Origin of the sequence: Pseudomonas sp. L7, assembly GCF_046605565.1 — a bacterium.
Lineage (GTDB): Bacteria > Pseudomonadota > Gammaproteobacteria > Pseudomonadales > Pseudomonadaceae > Aquipseudomonas > Aquipseudomonas wayambapalatensis.
Map to the genome: position 1 here is coordinate 2,899,778 of NZ_CP176784.1, position 23,503 is coordinate 2,923,280.

Below are 23,503 nucleotides of genomic sequence, written 5' to 3' on the forward strand. Positions count from 1 at the left end.
AAAGGGATCGCAGTGGGGGCGATTCCCCACTGCAATTCCCCTTTATCGGGGGTCATGTCCGCAACGAGAACTGGTTCACTGCCTTGGGCAGGCCAAGGTGCTCGCGCAGCGTGCTGCCCTGGTATTCGCGTCGAAACAATCCGCGCCGCTGCAGCAACGGCACCACTTCCTCGACGAACACCCGCGCGCCTGAAGGAAACATGTCGGGCATGATGTTGAAACCATCTCCCGCCCCGGCCAGGAACCACTCGGCCAGAGTGTCGGCGACCTGCTCAGGGGTGCCGACCGCCAGCCGATGGCCCACCAGGATGCGTCGTGACAACTGGCGGATGGTCAGGTTTTCGCGCCGGGCCAGGTTCAGCTGCGCCTCGAGAAAGCCATGGGAGCCCTGCTCGAACGCTGCCACCGGGCCGATCCTGGCCCAGGGCAAGGGTGCATCCGGGTCCAGCTCGCGGGCATCGATACCGATGCGTCCGGCCACTTGCTGCAACAGGCCATGCTCGCCATGCCAGGCGTTGAGCTCGTCGAAACGCGCATGGGCCTCGGCCTCGGTGCTGCCGATCACCGTCGACAGCCCCGGCATAATCTTCAGGTGCCTCGGGTCTCGCCCCCAGGCCTTGGCGCGGGCTTTCATCTCCCGGTAGAAGGCCTGCCCGTCAGGCAAGGTGGTCTGGGTGGTGAAGATTGCATCGGCATAGCGCGACCCCAGCGCCTTGCCGCCTTCGGAAGAACCCGCCTGGACCAGGACCGGACGCCCCTGGGGCGAGCGTGGCAGGTTCAGCGGACCTTTGACCTGAAAGTGCCGCCCCTTGAAATCGAGGGTGTGGATCTTGTGCGGATCGGCGAAACGCCCTCCCGCCCGGTCACCGATCACGGCATCTTCTTCCCAGCTGTCCCACAGCTTGAGCGTCACCTCGAGAAATTCCTCGGCGCGGCCATAGCGATCGACATGCAGCGGCGCACCCGCCAGGCCGAAATTCTGCGCGGCCGCGTCGCCGGCGTTGGTGACCACGTTCCATGCCGCACGCCCACCGCTGATGTGATCCAGCGAGGCGATGCGCCGGGCCAGGTTGAACGGTTCGTTGTAGGTACTCGAACAGGTGGCGATCACCCCGATGCGCTCGGTGGCGGCGGCCAAGGCGGTCAGCAGCAGGGTCGGTTCCAGCCGTCCACCCGGCTGGCTGGCGACATCGCCGGGCAACGCCGGGCCATCCGCGAGAAAGACCGCATCCAGACAACCCTTTTCCGAAATCCGGGCAATATCCCGGTAGTAGGCGACATCGACATAGGCGTCGATGGCCGCCTCGCCCTGGCGCCACGCTCCGGCGTGGGCGCCGAACCCCAGGATGTTCATGCCCAGGCTCATCTGCGCTACATCTGTGCTCATGAGGCTCTCCGTGCACTCAGAATCGGAAGGCAACGCCAGTGGTCACGTTGAACGCGTCCCCTGGGTAGAAATTCGCAGAATCGCGCCCGCCTGCGTCATAGGCCGTGTTGGTGGCACTGGCATAGCGCTGGTTGGTGAGGTTGCGCAGGTCGGCGAATACCTCCCACTTGCGGTTTGGCGCCTGGTAGCCGAACTTGGCGCCCCACAACAGGTACGACGGGGTCTGCCAGGTGTTGGCGTAGTCGATGTAGTAGCTCGACGCCGCACGCAGGTTGAGCGAGGCGTAGAAACCACTGGCCTGGCGATAGGCGAGCTCGGCCTGGTAGACCTGGCGCGGCAGGCCGGGCAGCTCGTTGTCGCCGAAACGTTCGTCGTGGCGATACTTGAAGTCGTTGAGGGTGTAGGCCTGGCGCAGGTCGAGCGTGTCGCCGTTGGCACCGGTCCACAGCAACGCATTGAGCCCCGCCTCGATGCCTTGATGCAGGGTCGGGCTGGCGTTGGAGGTGGCCGTGAGCTGGTCCTGGGTGGCGGTTGCCTGTTGCACGACCACGGTCAACAGCTCTTTCTGCACCCAGGAGCGATACAGGGTCAGGCTGCCATCGAAGATCCCGTGGTTGCCGCGCACCCCCACCTCGAAGGTGGTGGCCTTCTGCGGCCGGACATCGTAGAGGAAAGGATTGCTGGTGCTGCCCAGTTGCCAGGTCACCGGCGGGTCGATACTGCGGCTGACGTTGCTGAACAACTGGAATTCGGGATTGATCTGGTAGCGCAGGCCCAGGCGCGGCGCCAGGTCGTTCTCGACGTACTCGACGCGGGTGGGGAAGTTGCTGGGGTTGGCCGCGGTCAGGGTGCTCGCCTCGATCTCGCCCTTGCGGCGGATGTTGACGAACGAGAGCCCCGACGACAACCACAGGTCATCGGCCAGTTGCAGCTCGTTGGCCAGGGTCAGCACGGTATCGCGCGAACCGGTGTAGTTGGTTTCCTGGGTCTTGAGCCCGGTGGCGCGGCTGTGCGCCTTGACATCGGCCAGGTAGGCGCGGGTGTTGCTGAAGATCACGCTGCTGTCACTGGGCAGGCCGAGGAAGGTGTCGCCGGTAAGCAGGTAGCGCAGGGTCAGGTTGATATCCTTCGAGCGCCAATCCTGCGGCGCCACGGCATAACGCCAGCCATTGAGCAGCGGGTAGTTGTTGTACGACGCGCCGACTTCGAGCCTGGCGCCATCGTCGAAGGTGTAGGTGGTCTTGTTGCCGATGAAGGTGGTGCCGTCCTTGCGCCGCCCGGTGGGCACCAGATTGCTGCGCGGATCATGCTTGAGCTGTGCGCGGGTCAGGGTGTTGCCGTTGATCAATTGCTCTTCGCGGTACTTGAAGAACACACGGGTCTGCAGCTTGGGGCTGAACACGTGGCCGAAGTTGGCGGCGATGCCACGGCCTTCGTTGCTGGCGTGGTCCTGGTAGCCGTCGCGCTCGTTGTGCAGCACGTTGATGTAGTAATCGCTGTCGCCCACCACTCCACCGGTGCTCAGCTGCTGCTTGCGGTAGCCATAGCTGCCGACTTCGAAGCGCGCGTAGTTGCCGGGGTCGGTGCGGCCGGTCTTGCTCACCATGTTGATCGCCCCGCCCAGCGCCAACGCGCCGTACTCGTAAGCGTTGGCGCCGTAGAGCACCTCGGTGTGATCCACCGCCTGCATGTCGAGAAAGTCTTCCTGGGTGCCGCCGGGACCGCTGATCGGCAGACCGTCGAAGAGGAACTTGGTGCCCAGCACGTAGCCTTGGTAGAAGGTGTTGAGCCCCGAGCCGCGGATCGAGATCTTGTTCGCAGCAGTACCGCTGGTGCCCTGGGCGAACACACCGGGCTGCAGCGCCAGTACGTCCTCGGCGTTGGCCGCACGGCCCTGCTCGACTTTGCGGTTGTCGACCACCGCCGTGTTGCCAGCAACCTTCTGCAGACGCTTCTGGTCCTGCTGGGCGCCGGTTGCCGCAGCGCCGGTGACCGTCACCGTGCCCAAGGTGGATTCCTCGGCGGCCAGCGTTGCCGGGCTGAAGGCGGCCAGTAACAACGGCAGGCTGGCGGCGGTCACCAGGCTGAAACGCGGCTGAGCGGAAAATCGGACTTTCGCACGCACTACTGATACTCCCCATTTATAGATAGGGCCGTGTTTCGCTGTTGTTCACGAAGTACGGTCGGGTATTCAAATGGGGTTATTGCAGTTGTTGTGCCAAGGCACTGAATACACTATTTCAGCGATTCACGTGTTGGATGACGGGCTATTTGTGCAACCCGCTGTTCAATAAACAACAGTCCAAGGCCACACCAGAAAATTCAGCTTTGATTCGGGCATTTCGATATAACGACCGCTGTTCGAAACTCAACAACCGGCCAACAGAAGTTCTCTGGGAACACACAACTTTCAATCCTTCGCGCGCTGTATCGGGCGTTCCGGCGCCTTCGCGGGCAGTCGAGGCGCCGAACCGCCGCGCCTGCAGCAGGTGGTAACCTGTCTGCAGGTGCGGATTCATCAATCAACGCTGCTCGAACACCGGATACGACGCCTGCTCGATCGCTGCCATGGCCTGCGCCTCGGTCATCACACCGGACTCGGCCAGGATCGCCAGCAGCGAGCGCCCTTCACGCACCGACTGACGCGCCAGTTTGCTGACCTGGGCATAACCCAGGCGCGGCACCAGGGCCGTCGCCACCGCCATCGAATCGGTCAAATGCGCCAGGTTGCGGGCTTGGTCAGCCTGGATGCCGGCCACGCACTTTTCACGAAAACGCTGGATGCCCTGAGTGAGCAAGGTGATGCTGTCGAACACTCGCGAGGCCACCACCGGCTCGAAATGGTTGATCTCGAGCTCGCCGTACTGCACTGCCTGAGCCACTGCCACATCGTTGCCGATGATCGCGAAGCTCAGCTGGATCATCGCCATCGGCAGCACCGGATTGACCTTGCCGGGCATGATCGAGGAGCCGGCCTGGGCTTCGGGCAGCTTGAGTTCGCCCATGCCGCCCACCGGCCCCGACGATAGCTTGGTCAGGTCGGCGGCGATTTTCGCCAGCGAGGTGGCGCAGGTACGCAGCTCACCAGATACGCGGCCGAACACATCCATGTTCTGCATCGCATCGAAGGGGTTGGCTGGCGCCTGGTAGGCGACACCGGTGATCTTCACCAGATGCCGGTAGACCGCCGCGCGGTAAGCCTTCGGCGCGCCGAAACCGGTGCCGATGGCGGTGCCGCCCAAAGGCAGTGTGTGCAGCTTTTCACGCACGGCAACCAGTTCGTCGGCCAGGCGGTGAGTCAGCGCGGCGTACCCCCCGAACAACTGCCCCAGACGCATGGGCTGGGCGTCCTGCAGGCAGGTGCGGCCCAAGTGCAGGATATCGGCGAACTGCAGCGCCTTGGCATCGAACACCTGGGCCAGCAGGCGCACCTGCTCGATCAGCCCGGCAAGCATGGCGTGGGTGGCGATCTTCAATGCCGCCGGGTACACGTCGTTGGTGGACTGGGAGATGTTGACGTGGTCGTTGGGGTGCACCACCTCATAGCTGCCCGGCGCATGGCCGAGGAACTGCTGGGCACGGTTGGCGATGACTTCGTTGAAGTTCATGTTGGTCGAGGTGCCGCCTGAGCCCTCCAGCAGATCGACGATCAGCGAGTCGTCGCATGCACCGGCCATCACCGCCTGGCAAGCTTGGGCAATGGCGTCGGCCTGGGCCTGGGCAATCACGCCGCATTCATGGTTGGCCAGCGCTGCGGCCCACTTGCACTGGGCAAAGGCATCACGAAAGGCCGGGTAATGGGCGATGCTCAGCGGCGACACGCTCAGGTTGTCGAAGCCGCGCAGCGAGTTCACGCCATAGAGTTTGTCGGCGCCAATTCGCACTTCGCCCACATAGTCCTGCTCGACGCGTGCATCGAGGCGATCAAAAGTACTCACGGGTATTTCCCTCTTCGAATTTGACTAATGCCTCGACGCCCTTGCCCAGCGCCGCAAGCCGCGGCAGGAAGGCATCGAGGATGACAGCACGCGCCGACTCGCAGGCATCTGCGAAGAAGGCGCCGTATTCGTTGCGCCGCGCCACCAGATAGAGCGAGCGCTCCAGGCTCAGCTCAGGCGTCAGGTGCGCGGTGACGTTGTCGACCCAGGGCATGGCCTGCAGAAAGCACATCGGGCTGGTCACCGCCCAGCCGATGCCTTCGGCGACCATCGCGGTCAGGGCGTCGGCGTTGTCCAGCTCCAGGCGGTTGGGCACCCGCACATTGAGGCCGCGCAGGTGCCGCTCGATCTGCAGGCCGACCTGCGACAGGCGATTGAAACGCACCACCGGCAACACATTGGCCAGCGCCCGCACATCGTCGAGGCTGTGCAGCTCTCGCCCCAGCGCCTTGGGCGTAATCACGAAATAGCGCTCGGTGAACAAGCGATAGCGGATCACGTCGTTGGCATCCATCAGCGGATCGCTGGTGACGATCAGGTCCAGGTCGCGGCGCAGCAACGACTCGCCCTGCTGCGGGCTGAGGCCGGTGCGCACCGACAACTGCGTGACCTGGCCAAGCATCTGGCGGGTGAACATCGAGCCACAGGTAGCGGCGAAGGAATCGACCAGGCCAATGCGCAGGTCGGGTTTGACCCCGCGCCCGGCATCGAGCACCTGCGCCTTGAGATTGGACAACTCCTCGCTGAGCAGCGCGCCCCGGTTGCGCAGGGCCAGGCCGAACGTAGTCAGGGTCAGCGGCCGCGTGGTGCGGTCCACCAGCACCACGCCAAGATCGTCCTCCAGCTGGCGTACCAACTGCGACACCCCGGATTGGGAGATGCCCATGCGACTGGCCGCACCGGACATGCTGCCCTCCTCGGCCACAGCGATGAACACCTGGACCGCGTACATGTCGATGAGTCTGTTGCCAGGCATGCTCAAGCTCCCGTGTTGATGATCAATGGACGTTCAACGGCCGTTCTTCCGGCTTGCCGGCACCATCGTCCGGCGTCACCGCTGCCAGGCGCTCCTGGCTGGTTTCCGGGGCGAACAGGTGGCAGAACACACCACCAAACAGCAGCACCCCGACGCACACGCCCAGCGCCGTGTGCACCCCCAGATGCTGCACGGCGATCGGCAACAGGAAGGTGGCGAACGCCGAGCCGAAGCGGCTGGCGGCCACGGCCAGGCCGATGCCCGAAGCACGCAGGTGGGTGGGGAACAGCTCCGGCGGGTAGACGAACTCCAGGTTGACCGCTGCCGCAAGCACGCAAGCAAAGAAGCCAAACGCGATGATGGTGCCCAGCGCCCCGAAGCTGGCCCAGGCCAGTACGGCCAGGCCCACGGCGCTCAGATAGAAGGTGCCGATCAAGAAGCTGCGGCGCGAAATGCGGTCGATGATCAGCAGGCCGAACAATGCGCCAAACATCAACAGCACGTTGTAGACCAGGCCGCCGACGAACTTGTCCTGCACGTTCAGTGCTTCGAGCACACGCGGCGCGAAGGTGCCCAAGGCGAAGAACGGAATCACCTGGCAGGTGTAGAACACGCAGCCGACCAGGGTGTTCTTGCGCCAGCGGCGGCTGAACAGCTCGCTGAAGCTGCCGCGTTGCTGCGCCGCTGCCGGTGGTGCGGCAGGCAAGGTCACGTGCGCACCGAACCTGGCCTGGACGATGGTCAGCGCCTCGGCACTGCGACCGCGCGCCATCAGCCAGATCGGCGACTCCGGCACACCCAGGCGCAACGGCAGGATCAACAAGGCCGGCACGCCGCTCAAGGCCAGCATCAGGCGCCAGGCGTCCGGGCCGATATCACGAATGGCGAAGCCCACCAGGTATGCGGCGACATAACCTGCGGCCCAGGCGGCGGCCAGGACACTCAACAAACGCCCGCGATAACGGCGTGGGGCGAACTCGGTGACCAGCGACTTGCTCACCACATAGTCGAACCCCAGCACCAGTCCGAGCAGCAGGCGCAGTGCCAGAAGTTGCTCGGGGGAAGTAACGAAGAACTGCGAAGCTGAAATAACCGCGAACAGCAACATGTCCCAGGCAAAGATACGGCGCCTGCCGAACTTATCGGCCAAGGGCCCTGCAAACAAACTGCCGAGAAACAGACCGGCCAGTGACGCCGCGCCGAGCAAACCCATCCATAGCGCATTCAATTGCAACGGCCCCGCCGCCATGCTGACCGCGATGCCGATAATCCCTAGCACGAATCCGTCACTGAATTGACCGCCCGTACCACTGAACACCGTCTTGATATGAAAACGGCTGAGTGGGAGGTCTTCGAACGAAACTTGGCTACTCATTCGTGTCTCCACTTGCTTCTTGTAGTTGTGAGCCGGCTCGGGTGGCCGGTTACGAATGAGTCTACGGTCACAACTTCAGCAAAACAGCAGGTGCACTGACAGTATCAAGAATGCTGATAGTGTAAGCCGCAATTGTTGATGAAGCCGGGCAGCCGATATGCGGTCGCTCGTCTGGCAATTACTTGCAGGGGGAACTCTGGCCAATGGCCTCATCTCTTAATTGCATGCACGAAATCCCTTGGGCTGTAATGCTTCTGGAGGACTGATCATGCGTTATTCACTGCTTGTTCCGGCACTGCTGCTGTGCATCCCCGCAGGGTCCGCCCTGGCCCGCGTCGACGCGGGCGACGTGGCCACCTCGGCAGGTGTTTCTGCTTCGCTCTACTCCACGTTCAAGGATGACAAACGGATCATCCCGGCACGCGACGAACTGTCTGCGTTCGTGGCCAGTGGCGGCGCGATTCGCGGAGCCTATGTGGAGTCGGCGCTGGAGCAGGTGCGCAAGAGCCATCCTGGGTTGCAGGTCAGTGATGAAGAGCTGGCCAAGGCGCTGCTGTCGCATGATGAGGTTGTCGCGGACCATTGATGCCGGTGGTGCTCTTTTCGCGGGCATTCGCTTGCCTTTGCAGGGGCAACCTTGCCCGCGAAAAGAACAGCCGTGATCTCAACCTTATCCCCGCCACTGTGAAGGGCTCACCCCAGTCTTGCGCCTGAACACTCTGGCCAGCGCCGAAGGGCTCTGATACCCCACCTCATCCGCCACCAGAGCCAGCGGCCTGCCCTCGCGGATACGCTTCTGCGCAAGGCCGATACGCCAATCCGCCAGGTAGTCCCCCGGCGTGCTGCCCACCACCGTCCGAAAGTGCGCGGCAAAGCTCGCCCGCGACATCCCCGCCAAGGATGCCAGCGCCTCCACAGTCCAGCTGTGCGCAGGGGCGTCATGCATCGCCACCAACGCCCGCGACAAGCGCTTGTCGGCCAGCCCCGCCAACATGCCCGAAGCCATCTGGCCCTCCCCGAGCAACTGCCGCAACAGCTGGATCACCATCAGCTCGAACAACCGGTTGAGCACCAGTTCGCGACCGCAGTCGTCGCCGAAGGCTTCATTGAACAGCCAGTCGCTGCTGGCCTGCAGCCCGGTCAGGGCGCTCAGCGGGCTTACCAGCGCGTCCGGCAGTGCACGGGTCAGCGGATTGTCCGGGCCGCCGGTGAAATCCAAGGTGGCGCAGACCAGCTCGGCATTGTCCGCCTCGCTGGCCAGCAGTTGGTGGGACTGAGGGCGTACCAGCAAAATCAGGCTGGGCTCTTCCAGCACCTGCTCCTGGCCGGCCGGCCCCCTGAAACGCAAGCGACCTGCGCGCAGCAGATGCACATGACCACTGCGCTGCTCGCCTTCGAAGCGCGAGATGCCGCACAAGCCGCCCTGGTGGAAGGTCGAGGCGTGGAAGTCGAAATGGTTGAGCAACGTGGCGAGGCGGTCCATGGCAGGTCCAGCTTTAGACGATCAGTCGCATAAGCTGGACGATCTGAACCCGAATAGCAATTCCTGCTGGGTAATCTGTACCCAAGCTTGAACAACAAGCTCCCCACTCAGACAGGAGATTCACCATGACTCGCATCGCCGCCCTGACCCTCGAACAAGCCCCTGAAGCCGCCCGCCCTGCCCTGCAAGGCGTGGAAAAAGGCCTGGGCTTCCTGCCCAACGCCTTCGCCACCATGGCCCACTCCCCAGCCGCACTCAACGGCTACATGGCCTTGGCCCAGGCCATGGGCAAGAACAGCCTGACCCCGGCCGAACGCGAGGTCGTGGCACTGGCTGCTTCCCAGGTCAATGGTTGTGAGTACTGCGTGGCCGCGCACAGCTTCTTCGGCGGCAAGTCCGGGCTGAGCGAGGCCGATATGCAGGCCGCACGCGCCGGCACCCTGAATCCGGTGGCCGTGCTTGCCCGCGCGGTAACGCTGAACCGCGGCCAGGTGCCCGACGGTGTGCTGGCCGAAGTGCGCGCCGGTGGCCTGGACAATGCGCGGATCGTCGACGTGATCGCCCAGGTGACGCTGCTGACCCTGACCAACTACCTGAACAACGTGGCCCGGACCGAAGTGGACTTCCCACCACGCGGGGCCTGATCGGCCAGCAGAACAGCCCTCTCGCGGGACAGCCCGCGACAGGGCTCGCCCTGCCACAGCACACTTTCAAAAAAACCCTGAAAGTCTAACTTCCATAACGATGTTTTTCAGCCAAACCACGTTAGCTAAGGTATGCCCATCGCTCATCGATACCCAAGGACCCCCCATGAAAGCCATCGTCTTCACCGAACACGGTCTGCCCATCGACAGCGACCAGGCCCTGTTCGACAGCGAACTGCCCCGCCCCACCCCAGGCCCACGCGACCTGCTGGTGGAGGTCCAGGCCATTTCAGTCAACCCGGTCGACACCAAGATCCGCGCCGGCGCCGGCAAGACGGCCCCGCGGGTACTGGGTTGGGATGCGGTCGGGACCGTCCGTGAAATCGGCAGCGAAGTCACCCTGTTCCAGCCCGGTGACCAGGTCTATTACGCTGGTGCCATCGATCGTCCCGGCAGCAACAGCCAATTGCACCTGGTCGACGAACGCATCGTCGGCCACAAGCCCCGCAGCCTGGACAACGCCAGCGCCGCAGCATTGCCGCTGACGTCGATCACCGCCTGGGAATTGCTGTTCGACCGACTGGGCGTCCCTGAAAACGGTGGCCACGGCCAGAGCCTGCTGATCATCGGCGCGGCCGGTGGCGTGGGTTCGATCCTGCTTCAACTGGCACGCCAACTCACCGGCCTCACCGTGATCGGCACCGCCTCGCGCCCCGAAACCCGTCAGTGGGTGAGCGAGCTGGGCGCGCACCATGTGATCGACCACAGCCAGCCGCTGGTCGAGCAACTGAACGCCATTGGCTACCCCGAGGTCGACCTGGTGATCAGCCTGACCCACACCGATAGTCACTTTGCGCAACTGATCGCGGCGCTGCGCCCGCAGGGCAAGCTGGCGCTGATCGACGATCCGGCCAGCCTCGACGTGGTGCCGCTCAAGCGCAAATCGCTGTCGCTGCACTGGGAGCTGATGTTCACCCGTTCGCTCTATCAGACCAGCGACATGATCAAGCAGCACGAATTGCTGGAGCGGGTGGCGAAACTGATCGACGATGGTGTGCTCAAGACCACGCTGGGTGAGCATTTCGGCACCATCAATGCCGCCAACCTGCGTCGCGCCCATGCGCTGATCGAAAGTGGACGGGCCAAGGGCAAGATCGTGCTGGAAGGGTTCGAGGACTGACTTCGGCCATGTGGTGAGGGGGGTCGCGGGCACGTCGAACACTGCGGCCCTCACTGCCACATGTGTCGCCATCGATAAACAGGCTCGACATATCATTCCGCGTGATAATGACCTTCGCGCCATTCGATTCGTTCCTGTAACGCAACACACTCATGATCCGCCCACTATCAATACAGTGGCGGAGTTCTCCATGGAATATTCATTCAAGGCCCTGCGCTATCCCCTCGCTGCCCTGGCAGTGGCGGTGATCAGCGCTTGCGGTAAAACCCCCGACGCCATGCAGGCTCCCGCCGCCCCCAAGGTGAGCGTAGCCAAGGTGATCGAGCAGCCGATCAACGAATGGGATGAGTTCACCGGACGCCTGGAAGCCCCGGAAACCGTGGAAGTCCGCCCGCGCGTCTCCGGCCAGATCGACTTGGTGGCCTTCACCGAAGGCGCCCAGGTCAAGAAAGGCGACCTGCTGTTCCAGATCGACCCACGCCCGTTCCAGGCTGAAGTCCGTCGTCTCGAAGCCCAATTGCAACAGGCCAAGGCCACCGCCATCCGCAGCGCCAACGAAGCCCGCCGTGGCGAGCGCCTGCGCGACAGCAACGCCATCTCCGCCGAGCTTGCCGAATCGCGCAGCAGCGCCGCCGCCGAAGCCCGCGCCGGGGTGGATGCGATCCAGGCCCAGCTCGACCTGGCCCGTCTGAACCTGAGCTTCACCCGGGTCACCTCGCCGATCAGTGGCCGCGTCAGCCGTGCCGACTTCACCGCTGGCAACATCGTCACCGCCGACGTCACCCCGCTGACCAGCGTGGTCTCCACCGACAAGGTCTACGCCTACTTCGACGCCGACGAGCGCGTGTACCTCAAGTACACCCAGCTTGCCCGCCAGGGCCAGCGCGGTCAGGCCACCCCGGTGTACCTGGGCCTGACCAACGAGACCGGCAACCCGCACCTGGGCCAGATGAACTTCGTCGACAACCAGGTCAACCCGCGCACCGGCACCATCCGTGGTCGCGCCGTGTTCGACAACAGCGACGGCCAGTTCACCCCGGGCCTCTACGCCCGCCTGAAGCTGGTCGGCAGCGCCAAGTACGACGCCGTGCTGATCAATGACGAAGCGGTCGGCACCGACCTTGGCAAGAAGTTCGTGCTGGTCATGGACAAGGACAACAAGGCCGCCTACCGCGCGGTGGAACTGGGTCCGAAGCTCGAAGGCCTGCGTATCGTGCGCAGCGGCCTGAGCAAGGACGACCGCATCGTGGTCAAGGGCCTGCAGCGTGTGCGCCCAGGCTCGCCGGTCACCCCGGAGGAAACCCCGATGGCCAGTGAAGAAACCCTCGCCACCCTCGCCCGTCAGCGCCAGGCGCTGGAAGCCAGCAATCCGGCACCGGCGGTGGCAGGTTCGAACGTGAAAGTCGCCAGTGCCCAGGCACCGCGCGGTTAAGGGACAACATCGATGAACTTCTCGAAATTCTTCATCACCCGCCCGATCTTCGCCGCCGTGCTGTCGCTCGTGCTGCTGATCGCCGGTGGCATCTCGCTGTTCCAGTTGCCGATCAGCGAATACCCGGAAGTAGTGCCACCGACCGTGGTCGTGCGCGCCAACTTCCCAGGCGCCAACCCCAAGGTGATCGGCGAAACCGTCGCCGCACCGCTTGAACAAGCCATTACCGGTGTCGAGAACATGCTGTACATGTCCTCGCAGTCCACCGCCGATGGCAAGCTGACCCTGACCATCACCTTCGCCCTGGGCACCGACCTGGACAACGCGCAGGTGCAGGTACAGAACCGCGTGACCCGGACGCAGCCCAAGCTGCCCGAGGAAGTGACGCGCATCGGTATTACCGTCGACAAGGCATCGCCCGACCTGACCATGGTCGTGCACCTGACCTCGCCGGACCAGCGCTACGACATGCTCTACCTGTCCAACTACGCCATCCTCAACATCAAGGATGAGCTGGCGCGCCTGGGCGGTGTCGGTGACGTGCAGCTGTTCGGCATGGGCGACTACTCCCTGCGTGTATGGCTGGACCCGAACAAGACCGCCTCGCGCAACCTGACGGCCAGTGACGTGGTCGCGGCGATCCGCGAACAGAACCGCCAGGTCGCCGCCGGCCAATTGGGCGCTCCGCCCGCCCCCGGCTCGACCAGCTTCCAGTTGTCGATCAACACCCAGGGCCGTCTGGTCAGCGAGGAAGAGTTCGAGAACATCATCATCCGCGCCGGTGCCGATGGCGAAATCACGCGCCTGAAAGACATCGCCCGGGTAGAGCTGGGCTCCAGCCAGTACGCCCTGCGCTCGCTGCTGAACAACCAGCCGGCGGTGGCGATCCCGATCTTCCAGCGCCCAGGCTCCAACGCCATCGAGATCTCCGACGAAGTGCGGGCGAAGATGGCCGAGCTGAAGAAGGACTTCCCGGAAGGGATGGACTACAGCATCGTCTATGACCCGACCGTGTTCGTGCGCGGCTCGATCGAAGCGGTGGTGCACACCCTGTTCGAAGCCCTGGTGCTGGTCGTGCTGGTGGTGATCCTGTTCCTGCAGACCTGGCGCGCCTCGATCATCCCGCTGATGGCCGTACCGGTCTCGCTGATCGGCACCTTCGCGGTGATGCACCTGTTCGGCTTCTCGCTCAACGCGCTGTCGCTGTTCGGGCTGGTACTGGCGATCGGTATCGTGGTGGACGATGCCATCGTCGTGGTGGAGAACGTCGAGCGCAACATCGGCCTGGGCCTGCAGCCGATGGAGGCCACGCAAAAAGCCATGAGCGAGGTGACCGGCCCGATCATCGCCACCGCCTTGGTACTGTGCGCGGTGTTCGTACCGGCGGCGTTCATTTCCGGCCTTACCGGGCAGTTCTACAAGCAGTTCGCCCTGACCATCGCCATCTCGACCGTGATCTCGGCGTTCAACTCGCTGACCCTGTCGCCGGCCCTGGCTGCGGTACTGCTCAAGGACCACCATGCGCCCAAGGACCGCTTCTCGCGGTTCCTGGAAAAACTGCTGGGTAGCTGGCTGTTCAAGCCGTTCAACCGCTTCTTCGACCGTGCCAGCCACAGCTACGTCGGCGGCGTGCGCCGGGTCATCCGCTCCAGCGGCATCGCCCTGTTCGTCTACGCCGGCCTGATGGGCCTGACCTACCTGGGCTTCTCGTCCACACCGACCGGCTTCGTTCCGGCGCAGGACAAGCAGTACCTGGTGGCCTTCGCCCAGTTGCCTGACGCCGCCAGCCTCGACCGCACGGAGGCAGTGATCAAGCGCATGAGCGAAATCGCCCTCAAGCAACCGGGCGTTGCCGACTCGGTGGCCTTCCCGGGCCTGTCGATCAACGGCTTCACCAACAGCCCCAACAGCGGCATCGTGTTCACCCCGCTCAAGCCGTTCGACGAGCGCAAGGACCCGAGCCAGTCGGCACAGGCCATCGCGGCAGCGCTGAACGCGCAGTTCGCCGATATCCAGGACGCCTACATCGCGATCTTCCCGCCGCCACCGGTACAGGGGCTGGGCACCATCGGCGGTTTCCGCCTGCAGATCGAGGACCGCGGCAACCTGGGCTACGAGGCGCTGTACAAGGAAACCCAGAACGTCATCGCCAAGAGCCGCAGCGTGCCTGAGCTCGCCGGTTTGTTCACCAGCTACCAGGTCAACGTGCCGCAGGTCGATGCTGCCATCGACCGGGAAAAGGCCAAGACCCATGGCGTGGCGATCACCGACATCTTCGACACCCTGCAGGTCTACCTGGGCTCGCTGTACACCAACGACTTCAACCGCTTTGGCCGGACCTACCAGGTCAACGTCCAGGCTGAACAGCAGTTCCGTCTCGACGCCGAGCAGATTGGCCAGTTGAAGGTGCGCAACAACCTGGGCGAGATGATCCCGCTGGCGACCTTCCTCAAGGTCAGCGACACCTCCGGTCCCGACCGCGTGATGCACTACAACGGCTTCATCACTGCCGAAATCAACGGTGCCGCTGCCCCAGGCTACAGCTCTGGCCAGGCCGAGGCGGCGATCGAGAAGCTGCTCAAGGAAGAGCTGCCCAACGGCATGACCTACGAGTGGACCGACCTGACCTATCAGCAGATCCTCTCGGGCAACACCGCGCTGTTCGTGTTCCCGCTCTGCGTACTGCTGGCCTTCCTGGTGCTGGCTGCCCAGTACGAAAGCTGGAGCCTGCCGCTGGCGGTGATCCTGATCGTACCGATGACCCTGCTGTCGGCCATCACCGGGGTGATCATCTCCGGGGGTGACAACAACATCTTCACCCAGATCGGCCTGATCGTACTGGTGGGCCTGGCGTGCAAGAACGCGATCCTCATCGTCGAGTTCGCCAAGGACAAGCAGGCCGAGGGCCTGGATCCACTGGCCGCCGTGCTGGAAGCCTGCCGCCTGCGTCTGCGTCCGATCCTGATGACCTCGATCGCCTTCATCATGGGTGTGGTGCCGCTGGTGTTCTCCTCCGGTGCCGGTGCCGAGATGCGTCATGCCATGGGCGTGGCGGTGTTCTCGGGGATGATCGGGGTGACCGTGTTCGGCCTGTTCCTGACGCCGGTGTTCTTCAACCTGATCCGCCGTCACGTCGAACGTCGCCAGGCCCGCAAGGCCGAGCGTGTGCAAGCGCTGGAGAATCATGCATGAACCTGCTCAAACCCCTGACTCCTAGCCTTCTGGCGCTGGCCCTGGCGGCCTGCGCGGTGGGCCCGGACTACAAGACCCCAGATACCCAGCCTGCGCGTTTCGATACTGAAACACCGGCCAAGGCCCTGGACCGCAGCCGCTTCGAAAGCAGCTGGTGGAAGCAGTTCGACGACCCGACCCTGAACCAGCTGGTGCAGGCATCGCTGCAGGGCAACCGTGACCTGCGCGTGGCCTTCGCCCGCCTCAAGGCCGCACGCTCGATCCGCGAGGACGTCTCCAACGATGACCTGCCGGTGGTCACCAGCCGCGCCAGCAGCGACATCGGCAAGGGCCAGATACCAGGCCAGACCGAGCGCCGCGTCAACAGCGAGCGCTACGACCTGGGCCTGGACATGGCCTGGGAGGTCGACCTGTTCGGCCGTATCCAGCGTCAGATCGAGGCCAGCAAGGCTCAGGAAGACGCCGCCGAAGCCGACCTGCAACAGTTGCAGGTCAGCCTGATCGCCGAGCTGGTGGACGCCTACGGCCAGCTGCGTGGCGCCCAGTTGCGCGAAAAGATCGCCCTGGCCAACCTCAAGACCCAGGAAGACTCGCGCAGCATCACCGTGACCCTGCGCGACACCGGGGTCGGCAACGAGCTGGATGTGGTGCGTGCCGATGCCCGCCTGGCGGCGGTCGAGGCCACCGTGCCGCAACTGCAGGCCGAGCAGGTGCGGGCGCGCAACCGTATCGCCACCCTGCTGGGTGAGCGCCCGGACGCGCTGAGCGTGGACCTGTCGCCCAAGCAACTGCCGGCCATCGCCAAGGCCCTGCCCGTCGGCGATCCAGGCGAGCTGCTGCGCCGCCGCCCGGACATCCGTAGCGCCGAGCGCCAGCTCGCCGCCGCGACCGCCAATGTGGGCGTGGCCACGGCCGACCTGTTCCCACGGGTCAGCCTGAGCGGCTTCCTTGGCTTTACCGCCGGACGCGGCTCGCAGATCGGTTCCTCCGCGGCCAATGCCTGGGCACTGGGCCCGAGCATCAGCTGGGCAGCCTTCGACCTGGGCAGCGTGCGTGCCCGTCTGCGCGGCGCCAAGGCCGACGCCGAAGGCGCGCTGGCAACCTACGAGCAACAGGTATTGCTGGCACTGGAAGAATCGTCCAACGCCTTCAGCGACTACGGCAAGCGCCAGCAACGGCTGCTGTCGCTGATCCGCCAGAGCGATGCCAGCCGCAAGGCCGCTGACCTCGCGTCGGTGCGCTACCGCGAAGGCACGGTGGATTATCTGGTGTTGCTCGATGCCGAACGTGAAAAGCTTGCGGCCGAGGATGCCCAGGCCCAGGGCGAAGTCGAGCTGTATCGCGGCATCGTCTCGATCTACAAAGCGTTGGGCGGTGGCTGGCAGCCAGACACCGTGGCCAGCGTGAAGTAAACCCGCCCGACCTGTTTCAACCTCTCCTTTGGTTGGTCCTCCCCCAACCCTTTGCCCCGCCGACCTTGGTCCGCGGGGCTTTTTTTGCAGCCTTGGCCGCGCGCACCAGTGTCAGGCTCATGACAAGGCGCGGATCAACGCCAGGATGTCGTCCCGGCTCACCACGGTGCGGCTCAGCGCATTGTGAATGGTGAAGCCTTCGATCAGCGCATCCAGCGCCCGCGCGGTCTTCTCGTCGAAATGCACCTGCAACGCCGCCCGCGAGCGAGCCATCCAGTCATCCATGATGTAGGTGTAGTCGGGGTGGCGCGAGACGAAGGCATAGAGTTCGAAGATCAGCAGCATCTGCCCGGAAGCTTTCCACAGCTCGCCACAGATCAGGTCGGCCAGCAGTTCGCGGGCATGCTCGGCATCACGCGCGTCGCCCAGGCGAGTGAAGTACTGATCGGCGATGCGGTTGGTCATCTTGACGAAGGCCGCCGCGACGATCTCCTGAATCGTGCTGAAGTGGTAGGTCATGGTCCCTGGCGAAACCCCGGCCTCGCTGGCGATGCGCCGGTAGGTGGCGCACACCGAACCGTCGCGCTGGATCACTCGCAACGCGGCGTCGATGATCTGTGCCTTGACGTCGCTGTCGCTGCTGTCCTGTTTTCGCGGCCTTGCCATGGTGGTCTCTTGAGGTGGATTCGCTGCAGAGCATACCAGCCAGGACGCTCGCCCGACATGCCGCACGATTCGTGCATCACAGCATTACGATGACCACGTTGTTCCACGATCTGAACGGAATAAGCTAGACCCGGGCGCTTACCGTGACGCCTACGCCTATGACCATTCGATCGCGAGTGACAGCCATGCATCGCCCCAGAACCCTCTACGACAAGCACCTCGATGCCCACACCGTCTGCACCCTGGACGACCAGGGCCATGTGCTGCTGTACATCGACCGCCAGGTCGCCAACGAATACACCAGCCCCCAGGCATTCAGCGGCCTGCGCGAAGCCGGGCGGCAAGTCTGGCGCCCGGCCTGTACGCTGGCTGTAGTCGACCACGTCAACCCCACCGCCCCTGTGCGCATCGCGACCATGCCTGACGCCGGTGGCGCACTGCAGGTTTCCTACTTCGAGCAGAACTGCCGCGACTTCGGCATCGAACTGTTCGATGTGCTGGACAAGCGCCAAGGGATCGAGCACGTGGTAGCGCCCGAGCAAGGTTTCATCCTGCCCGGCATGGTGGTCGCCGCTGGCGACAGCCACACCACCACCTACGGCGCGCTGGGCGCCTTGGGTTTCGGCATCGGCACCTCGGAGATCGAACACCTGCTGGCCACCCAGACCCTGGTCTACAAACGCCTGAAGACCCTGCGTGTCACGGTGACCGGCGAGCTGGGCGCAGGCCTGGTCTCCAAAGACATCATCATGCTACTGATCCGCCGCATCGGTGCCTCCGGTGCCACCGGCTATGCCATCGAGTTCACCGGCCCGACCATCAGTGCCCTGAGCGTCGAGGCGCGCATGACCATCTGCAACATGGCCGTGGAAGCCGGTGCCCGGGGTGCCTTCATGGCGCCCGACCAGAAAGTCTACGACTACCTTGCCGACAAGCCCCGCGCGCCCAAGGGCGAGCTTTGGGAGCAGGCGGTGCAGGCCTGGCGCGACACACTGTTCAGTGACCCGGGCGCGCAGTTCGATCTGGAAGTTGCCCTTGATGTCGGCGAGCTGGCGCCGATGGTCACCTGGGGCACCAGCCCCGACCAGGCCGCCCCGATCGACCAGCAGATACCCGACCCGCTGCAAGAACCCGACCTGATCCGCCGCCAGGACCTGCAACGCGCCTTGCGCTACATGTACCTGACACCCGGCATGCAGCTCGACCAGATCCCCATCAGCCATGCCTTCATCGGTTCGTGCACCAACGCCCGCATCGAAGACCTGCGCGATGCCGCCCGTGTGGTGCGCGGACGCCAGGTGGCGGCAGGCGTACGCGCAATGATCGTGCCCGGCTCCACCCAGGTGCGCGAACAGGTCGAACGTGAAGGCCTGGCGCAGTTGTTTCTCGATGCTGGTTTCGAATGGCGCCAGTCGGGCTGCTCCATGTGCCTGGCGATGAATGACGACGTGCTCAGCCCCGGCGACCGCTGCGCCTCGAGCACCAACCGCAACTTCGAGGGCCGCCAGGGCGCCGGCGCCCGCACGCACCTGATGAGCCCGGCGATGGTCGCCGCCGCAGCCGTCAGCGGCCACCTGGTCGATGTCCGCACTTTCTCCCTGGAGGCCTGAGCCATGCAACCCTTCCTCACCGAGACCGGCATCGCCGCCCCGTTCCTGGCCGCCAACGTCGACACCGACGTGATCATGCCCAAGCAGTTTCTCAAGGGCATCGATCGCAATGGCCTGGACCGCGGGGTGTTCTTCGACCTGCGCTTTGCTGCGGGCGGCGCGCCGAACCCGGAGTTCGTGCTCAACCAGGCACCGTGGCAGCAGGCGCGCTTTCTGGTGGTCGGCCCCAACTTCGGCTGCGGCTCGAGCCGCGAACATGCGGTATGGGGCCTAAGGCAACTGGGCATCCGCGCACTGATCGGCAGCAGCTTTGCCGGGATCTTCTTCGACAACTGCCAGCGCAACGGCGTGCTGCTGATCCAGCTCGCCGAAGCTGAAGTCAAGGATATTGGCCAGTGGGTCAGCACACCCGACAGCGCCGAACTGAGCATCGATCTGGAGCAGCAGCAGATTGTGCTGCACGACGGTCGCTGCATTGCCTTCGAGATCGACCAATTGCGCAAGCAGGCGCTGCTGCTGGGGCTCGATGCCATTGGCAGCACGCTGCAGCGCACCGAGCAGATCCGCGCCTTCGAAGCACGGTATCTGCAGGCCCATCCGTGGGTGGCTTGAACTTTCATGAACGGCCTTGTATCGCGATCACGCGCGCCGCAGCGGTATTCAGGCAAGCGGGCGACGCATGAGATACCTGATATTTTTGTCAGGTTCGCAATGAAATCCGATGGGTTATGTTTCGAGTGTGCCAACGCCAAAAACTTTCGGTTGCTGGAACCGCTCAATTAACCCCTGGGAGTCAACTTCATGAAAACGACATCGAACGCCGCGCTGCCCATCGAACTCCAGCCGCCTACCTTCGAGCCTTTATACAATGGAATTGTCACCTGTGAATCAGCCAGGATCGGCGTGAGGTTGATCAGGCCTGTCGTCGCTGGGATGCGAGCAGGTGCTGTAGTGCACGTGTCGATCATCGGAAAGGATGAGCAAGGAGTGGAAGTAGGGTCGTACGAGTTTTCGGTGTTGGTCACCAACCCAACACAATCAGACATCATTTTTGTTCCGTTGAACCTGCTAAGCGAAATCTTCGTTGGTGAGATGATCGCCACGTATTCAGTATTTCAAGATGGCACTGCAACCCTTTCCCCCTCACAGAAAGTGCAGGTGTACCTGAGACTCGCCGGCGGACCCAGTTGCCTTGTACATGAAGGGGTGAAGAACACGTTCAAGGTGTAAGCAAATGCGCGTGCGAGCCGAGCCGACTCTTCGGCAATGCTCGCCGCTCTCTTAATCATCAGCGACCTATGCACGGAACGTTGCCAGGCTGATAAGAACCTTTTCTCAGCCCAGCAACACCCTGAAGTGCCGCTCGAGAAACTCCACGCACACGCGCAGTTTCGCCGAATCCGCCAAGCGCGTCGGGTACACTGCCCAGACGTTGGCGCTCTGGGTGTAGTCGTGCAGCACCTGCACCAGCCGACCGCTCTCCAGCAACGGCCGCACGTCCCAGTACGAACGCAGCAGGATGCCCCGCCCGCCCAGGGCCCACTGCAGCACGATCTCGCCATTGTTCGACGACAGCGGCCCGCTGACCCGCACCCTCTCTTCACGCCCTGCATGCTGCAACTGCCACACACCGAACGGATTGTTGCGTTCCTTGAGCACCAGGCAGTCGTGATTGTCGAGATCCTTGAGGGTCAGCGGCGTACCCCGCTGGGCAAGGTATTCGGGGGTGGCGCACAGCACCCGCTGGTTACTCGCCAGCTTGCGCCCGATGTGCTGCGCCGGCAGGTCGTCGCCGATACGGATTTCAAGGTCGAAGCCTTCGGCGACGATATCCACCACCCGGTCGAACACATCCAGGCGAATCTCCAGGGCCGGATACGCCGCCGACAACTGCGCCACGGCAGGTGCGACATGGTTGCGGCCGAAGCCGAAGCTGCTGCACAGGTGCAGCACGCCGCGTGGTTCCTGGCGCACCTGCTTCATTTCGCCAACGAAGTCGTCCATGTCACCGAGAATGCGGATGGCCCAGCGCTGGGCACGCTCCCCGGCGTCGGTGAGGGCAATGCTGCGGGCGTTGCGGTGCAGCAGGCGCGTGCCCAGTGCGGACTCCAGCAAGCGGATGCGCTTGCTGACATAGGCTGGCGACAAGCCCAGCTCGTCCGCGGCCGCTGCGAAGCCTGACTTGCGGATCACGGTAAGGAACACCCGCAGGTCTTCGGGCAGCGGCGACTCGGCACGAGGTGTGTTCATTGCAGGGATTCTCGGGGCATTGAATTCACGCTTTGAGCATGATGCCACCGCACCCGACCCGCCACAATCGAGCTGCTATCGCCTACAGCACCATCGCCGCTACCCAACCGAACGCCAGCAGCGGCAGGTTGTAGTGGATGAAGGTCGGCACCACCGTGTCCCAGATATGGTGATGCTGACCATCGACGTTCAGGCCCGAGGTCGGCCCCAGGGTCGAGTCCGAGGCTGGCGAGCCAGCGTCGCCCAACGCACCGGCTGTGCCGACGATGCACACCGTGGCCAGCGGGTCGAAGCCCAACTGCACACACAGCGGCACGAAGATCGCGGCAAGAATAGGCACGGTGGAGAAGGACGAGCCGATGCCCATGGTCACCAGCAGCCCCACCAGCAGCATCAGTAGCGCACCGATACCCTTGCTGTGGTCGATCCACTGCGCCGAGGTCTCGACCAGGCTCTTCACCTCCCCGGTGGCCTTCATCACTTCGGCAAAGCCCGAGGCCGCGATCATGATGAAGCCGATCATGGCCATCATCTTCATGCCCTCGGTGAACAGATCGTCGGTCTCGCGCCAGCGCACGATGCCCGACAGCGAGAAGATCAGGAAACCGACCATCGCACCGATGATCATTGAATCCAGCCACAACTGGATGATGAATGCCGCAGCGATGGCTGCACCGGCCACCAGCAAAGTCAGCGGGTTGTACTGCACGCTGACCTGCTCGACCTCTTCGATGCGAGCCAGGTCATAGTCACGCTTGCGCCGATAGCTGATGAACACCGCCACCAGCAGGCCAACGAGCATGCCCGCCGCTGGGATGGCCATGGCGTGGGTGACGTTGACGCCGCTGATGTCCACGCCCGCGCGGCTGACGTTGGCCAGCAGGATCTGGTTGAGGAAGATGTTGCCAAAACCCACGGGCAGGAAGATGTACGGGGTAATCAGGCCGAAGGTGATCACACAGGCGATCAAGCGCCGGTCGATACGCAGGCGCGTCAGCACGTAGAGCAGCGGTGGCACCAAGAGCGGGATGAAGGCGATGTGAATCGGCAGAACGTTCTGCGACGACACCGCAACCACCAGCATCAGGCCAATCAACAACCACTTGAGCGTGCCGCTCTGTACCTGCCCCTGGCGGTCGATCATCGCCAGCGCGCGGTCAGCCAGGGCGTGGGCCAGGCCGGACTTGGCGATGGCCACGGCGAAGGCACCGAGCAACGCGTACGACAACGCCACCGTCGCGCCGCCGCCCAGGCCGCCATTGAAGGCTGCGAGCGTACCCTCGATCCCCAGACCACCGACCAGGCCACCGGTCACGGCGCCAACGATCAGGGCGATGACCACATGCACGCGGGACAGGCTCAGTACCAGCATGATACCGACCGCGGCGATCACTGCATTCATGGTGTGCAATACCTCATTACGACAGACAAAAAGCGGGCGCTCCGGCGACAAGCTGCGCTGGGCAGCGGCCGGACCAGGGGTGTTGTTATGGAGGGCGCACACTCTGAAGCACTGGGGGGAGGATGTCAAAACTGCCGAGGGATGGCGTTTGTATAGGAGCCTTTATCTTTATTGAACGTTCATATAAAGAAAAACCCGATCCCGCCGAAACAGTCGTCAGCCCCAGCTCTACTATTACAAGGGATGTACACCATGCCGTTGCGTCAACTTTCCATCCAATGGAAGATCACCCTGCTCGCCGGATTGTGCCTGGCCAGCATCGTCACATTGCTCGTCGGCCTTTCGTTGTATCGCATGGACCACAGCTCGGACCTGGTCAAGGCCAGCAGCTCGCAGATGCTCACCGAATCCGCCCAGGCCCGCATCGAATCTCAAGGCGAGGTCCAGGCGCTAAGCATTCGTCGTCGGTTCATGGACGCCTACCAGTACGGTGCCGGCTTCGCCCGTCAGGTCCTGTTCCTGCGCGAACAGGCCGAAAAGCGCTTCATCGACGCCC

The 23,503-nt window shown here is 63.7% G+C and carries 18 protein-coding genes; 9 read left to right on the forward strand and 9 right to left on the reverse strand.

What is annotated here, in order from left to right; all coding sequences use genetic code 11:
- Positions 1-52: 52 nt before the first annotated feature.
- From ACK3BK_RS13060 to ACK3BK_RS13080, 5 genes are all read right to left on the reverse strand, one after another.
- A complete protein-coding gene (locus ACK3BK_RS13060) occupies positions 53-1,387 on the reverse strand; it encodes an LLM class flavin-dependent oxidoreductase (RefSeq protein ID WP_411382562.1) in 1,335 nt (444 codons plus the stop codon).
- 16 nt (positions 1,388-1,403) lie between these two features.
- Positions 1,404-3,512 carry a TonB-dependent receptor family protein gene (locus ACK3BK_RS13065; protein WP_411382563.1) on the reverse strand — a complete coding sequence of 703 codons (2,109 nt, stop codon included), beginning with the start codon at positions 3,510-3,512 and terminating at the stop codon, positions 1,404-1,406.
- Between the two features lie 397 nt (positions 3,513-3,909).
- Positions 3,910-5,325 (reverse strand): aspartate ammonia-lyase, encoded by a 1,416-nt coding sequence (locus ACK3BK_RS13070; RefSeq protein WP_186719480.1) that lies wholly within the window; start codon positions 5,323-5,325, stop codon positions 3,910-3,912.
- A complete protein-coding gene (locus tag ACK3BK_RS13075) occupies positions 5,312-6,301 on the reverse strand; it encodes a LysR family transcriptional regulator (protein ID WP_186708302.1) in 990 nt (329 codons plus the stop codon). Before ACK3BK_RS13075 ends, ACK3BK_RS13070 begins: the two co-directional genes overlap by 14 nt.
- Before the next feature lie 22 nt (positions 6,302-6,323).
- Positions 6,324-7,676: an MFS transporter gene (locus ACK3BK_RS13080; RefSeq protein WP_411382564.1), complete on the reverse strand. Its 1,353-nt coding sequence runs from the start codon at positions 7,674-7,676 to the stop codon at positions 6,324-6,326.
- 268 nt (positions 7,677-7,944) lie between these two features.
- Here ACK3BK_RS13080 and ACK3BK_RS13085 point away from each other — a divergent pair, with 268 nt between their 5' ends.
- On the forward strand, positions 7,945-8,262 hold the full coding sequence (locus tag ACK3BK_RS13085) for a DUF2388 domain-containing protein (protein WP_411382565.1): 318 nt from the start codon (positions 7,945-7,947) through the stop codon (positions 8,260-8,262).
- A gap of 84 nt (positions 8,263-8,346) precedes the next feature.
- Here ACK3BK_RS13085 and ACK3BK_RS13090 read toward each other — a convergent pair whose 3' ends face one another.
- On the reverse strand, positions 8,347-9,159 hold the full coding sequence (locus ACK3BK_RS13090; protein WP_411382566.1) for a cupin domain-containing protein: 813 nt from the start codon (positions 9,157-9,159) through the stop codon (positions 8,347-8,349).
- A gap of 125 nt (positions 9,160-9,284) precedes the next feature.
- Between ACK3BK_RS13090 and ACK3BK_RS13095 the strand changes: the two genes are divergently transcribed.
- The 5 genes from ACK3BK_RS13095 (at position 9,285) to ACK3BK_RS13115 (ending at position 17,019) form a co-directional block, all read left to right on the forward strand.
- A complete protein-coding gene (locus ACK3BK_RS13095; protein ID WP_186664457.1) occupies positions 9,285-9,803 on the forward strand; it encodes a carboxymuconolactone decarboxylase family protein in 519 nt (172 codons plus the stop codon).
- Between the two features lie 166 nt (positions 9,804-9,969).
- On the forward strand, positions 9,970-10,983 hold the full coding sequence (locus ACK3BK_RS13100) for a zinc-binding alcohol dehydrogenase family protein (protein ID WP_186664455.1): 1,014 nt from the start codon (positions 9,970-9,972) through the stop codon (positions 10,981-10,983).
- Between the two features lie 190 nt (positions 10,984-11,173).
- Positions 11,174-12,415: a multidrug efflux RND transporter periplasmic adaptor subunit MexE gene (gene mexE / locus ACK3BK_RS13105; RefSeq protein WP_186664453.1), complete on the forward strand. Its 1,242-nt coding sequence runs from the start codon at positions 11,174-11,176 to the stop codon at positions 12,413-12,415.
- A 12-nt stretch (positions 12,416-12,427) separates the two neighbouring features.
- Entirely contained in the window at positions 12,428-15,607 is a 3,180-nt protein-coding gene (locus ACK3BK_RS13110) for an efflux RND transporter permease subunit (RefSeq protein WP_186664451.1), read from the forward strand.
- A complete protein-coding gene (locus tag ACK3BK_RS13115) occupies positions 15,604-17,019 on the forward strand; it encodes an efflux transporter outer membrane subunit (protein ID WP_186664449.1) in 1,416 nt (471 codons plus the stop codon). The genes ACK3BK_RS13110 and ACK3BK_RS13115 overlap by 4 nt, the downstream gene beginning before the upstream one ends.
- A gap of 117 nt (positions 17,020-17,136) precedes the next feature.
- On the opposite strand, the gene ACK3BK_RS13120 is transcribed toward ACK3BK_RS13115, so the two are convergent.
- Positions 17,137-17,685, reverse strand: a complete 549-nt coding sequence (locus ACK3BK_RS13120) for a TetR/AcrR family transcriptional regulator (RefSeq protein ID WP_186664448.1) — start codon at positions 17,683-17,685, stop codon at positions 17,137-17,139.
- Positions 17,686-17,870: 185 nt separating this feature from the next.
- On the opposite strand from ACK3BK_RS13120, the gene leuC reads away from it, so the two are divergent.
- The 3 genes from leuC (at position 17,871) to ACK3BK_RS13135 (ending at position 20,525) form a co-directional block, all read left to right on the forward strand.
- Entirely contained in the window at positions 17,871-19,295 is a 1,425-nt protein-coding gene (gene leuC, locus ACK3BK_RS13125) for a 3-isopropylmalate dehydratase large subunit (protein WP_411382567.1), read from the forward strand.
- Positions 19,296-19,298: 3 nt separating this feature from the next.
- Complete coding sequence (leuD, locus tag ACK3BK_RS13130; protein WP_411382568.1) at positions 19,299-19,907, forward strand: 3-isopropylmalate dehydratase small subunit; 609 nt, start codon at positions 19,299-19,301, stop codon at positions 19,905-19,907.
- 189 nt (positions 19,908-20,096) lie between these two features.
- A complete protein-coding gene (locus tag ACK3BK_RS13135; protein WP_186664442.1) occupies positions 20,097-20,525 on the forward strand; it encodes a hypothetical protein in 429 nt (142 codons plus the stop codon).
- A gap of 105 nt (positions 20,526-20,630) precedes the next feature.
- On the opposite strand, the gene ACK3BK_RS13140 is transcribed toward ACK3BK_RS13135, so the two are convergent.
- Together ACK3BK_RS13140 and ACK3BK_RS13145 are read right to left on the reverse strand one after the other, a co-directional pair.
- Complete coding sequence (locus ACK3BK_RS13140; protein ID WP_186664440.1) at positions 20,631-21,545, reverse strand: LysR substrate-binding domain-containing protein; 915 nt, start codon at positions 21,543-21,545, stop codon at positions 20,631-20,633.
- 82 nt (positions 21,546-21,627) lie between these two features.
- A complete protein-coding gene (locus ACK3BK_RS13145; RefSeq protein WP_186708320.1) occupies positions 21,628-22,947 on the reverse strand; it encodes a Na+/H+ antiporter family protein in 1,320 nt (439 codons plus the stop codon).
- Between the last annotated feature and the right edge of the window lie 556 nt (positions 22,948-23,503).

Excerpts from the sequence above, each read along its gene's own strand:
- ACK3BK_RS13090 (WP_411382566.1), bottom strand. The coding sequence starts at position 9,159 with ATGGACCGCCTCGCCACGTTGCTCAACCATTTCGACTTCCACGCCTCG.
- ACK3BK_RS13095 (WP_186664457.1), top strand. The coding sequence starts at position 9,285 with ATGACTCGCATCGCCGCCCTGACCCTCGAACAAGCCCCTGAAGCCGCC.
- ACK3BK_RS13145 (WP_186708320.1), bottom strand. The coding sequence starts at position 22,947 with ATGAATGCAGTGATCGCCGCGGTCGGTATCATGCTGGTACTGAGCCTG.
- ACK3BK_RS13060 (WP_411382562.1), bottom strand. The coding sequence starts at position 1,387 with ATGAGCACAGATGTAGCGCAGATGAGCCTGGGCATGAACATCCTGGGG.
- leuD (WP_411382568.1), top strand. The coding sequence starts at position 19,299 with ATGCAACCCTTCCTCACCGAGACCGGCATCGCCGCCCCGTTCCTGGCC.
- ACK3BK_RS13100 (WP_186664455.1), top strand. The coding sequence starts at position 9,970 with ATGAAAGCCATCGTCTTCACCGAACACGGTCTGCCCATCGACAGCGAC.
- ACK3BK_RS13080 (WP_411382564.1), bottom strand. The coding sequence starts at position 7,676 with ATGAGTAGCCAAGTTTCGTTCGAAGACCTCCCACTCAGCCGTTTTCAT.
- ACK3BK_RS13075 (WP_186708302.1), bottom strand. The coding sequence starts at position 6,301 with ATGCCTGGCAACAGACTCATCGACATGTACGCGGTCCAGGTGTTCATC.
- ACK3BK_RS13085 (WP_411382565.1), top strand. The coding sequence starts at position 7,945 with ATGCGTTATTCACTGCTTGTTCCGGCACTGCTGCTGTGCATCCCCGCA.
- ACK3BK_RS13120 (WP_186664448.1), bottom strand. The coding sequence starts at position 17,685 with ATGGCAAGGCCGCGAAAACAGGACAGCAGCGACAGCGACGTCAAGGCA.
- ACK3BK_RS13140 (WP_186664440.1), bottom strand. The coding sequence starts at position 21,545 with ATGAACACACCTCGTGCCGAGTCGCCGCTGCCCGAAGACCTGCGGGTG.
- ACK3BK_RS13110 (WP_186664451.1), top strand. The coding sequence starts at position 12,428 with ATGAACTTCTCGAAATTCTTCATCACCCGCCCGATCTTCGCCGCCGTG.
- ACK3BK_RS13115 (WP_186664449.1), top strand. The coding sequence starts at position 15,604 with ATGAACCTGCTCAAACCCCTGACTCCTAGCCTTCTGGCGCTGGCCCTG.
- ACK3BK_RS13135 (WP_186664442.1), top strand. The coding sequence starts at position 20,097 with ATGAAAACGACATCGAACGCCGCGCTGCCCATCGAACTCCAGCCGCCT.
- mexE (WP_186664453.1), top strand. The coding sequence starts at position 11,174 with ATGGAATATTCATTCAAGGCCCTGCGCTATCCCCTCGCTGCCCTGGCA.
- leuC (WP_411382567.1), top strand. The coding sequence starts at position 17,871 with ATGCATCGCCCCAGAACCCTCTACGACAAGCACCTCGATGCCCACACC.